Here is a 922-nt window from a genome sequence, read left to right as displayed (position 1 = left end):
GACACAGCTCGAAGACGTCGTGATCAGCGACGCGCACCCGTTCGGCCGCTAACCGCCCGGACGCCGTTGCGCGCCGTGGATCCCGGTGACCAGGACCGCCGCCTGCGACCGCCGCTCCAGCCCCAGCTTCGCCAGCAGCCGGGACACGTAGTTCTTGACGGTCTTCTCCGCCAGGAACATCCGCTCGGCGATCTCCCGGTTCGTCAGGCTCTCCCCGAGCAGGTCCAGCAGCACCAGCTCCTGCTCGCTCAACCCCGCCAGCGGACCCGGTTCCCCGGTCTTCGCGCGCAGCTCGGCCACCAGCGCGGCGACCGCCCGGCCGTCCAGCAGCGTCTCACCCGACCCCACCCTCCGAATCGCGTCGACCAGCTGCAGCCCCTTCACATCCTTGATCACATACCCCTCGGCGCCGGCCAGCACCGCGGCCACCATCGAACCCTCGTCGGTGAAGGACGTCAGCATCAGGCACCGCAGACCGGGCAGCGCCGCGCGCAGGTCGCGGCACAGCTGCACGCCGCTGCCATCGGGGAGCCGGACGTCCAGCACCGCCACGTCCGGGCGCAGCGCGGGCACCCTGGCCAGCGCTTCGGCCGCCGAGGAAGCCTGCCCGACGACGCTCAGGTCGGGTTCGTCGCCGACGAGTTCGGCGACCCCGCGCCGCACGAGTTCGTGGTCGTCGACCAGGAAGACCGTGATGACGGGCAGAGCGCGCTGCGGGCTGTCATCCACCACCCGAGCCTACGCCCGCCGCGCCGGACGACCCCCGGACAAAGGTCCCGCGACTCTAGGCGGCGCGGCGCGGGCGGACCACCCTGGAGGAATGACACAGATCCAGCACCGGCCCGACCACCACCTCAAGACGGCCGTCACCGACGAACTCGCCTGGACTCCCAGTGTCAACGCCGAAGCAATCGCCGTGAGC

Annotated in this window: 1 protein-coding gene; it reads right to left on the bottom strand. The window is 71.4% G+C overall.

The window, feature by feature from the left end:
• Nucleotides 1–48: 48 nt before the first annotated feature.
• The gene (locus tag I4Q55_RS48870; RefSeq protein WP_307793513.1) at nt 49–729 is read right to left on the bottom strand and encodes a response regulator transcription factor; all 681 of its coding nucleotides are present in this window, start codon (nt 727–729) and stop codon (nt 49–51) included.
• Between the last annotated feature and the right edge of the window lie 193 nt (nt 730–922).

Source organism: Amycolatopsis sp. MtRt-6 (genome assembly GCF_017308975.1).
Taxonomy (GTDB): Bacteria; Actinomycetota; Actinomycetes; order Mycobacteriales; family Pseudonocardiaceae; genus Amycolatopsis.
The sequence above is the reverse complement of the archived record's forward strand: the minus strand, read 5'-3'. Positions and strand labels throughout refer to the sequence as shown.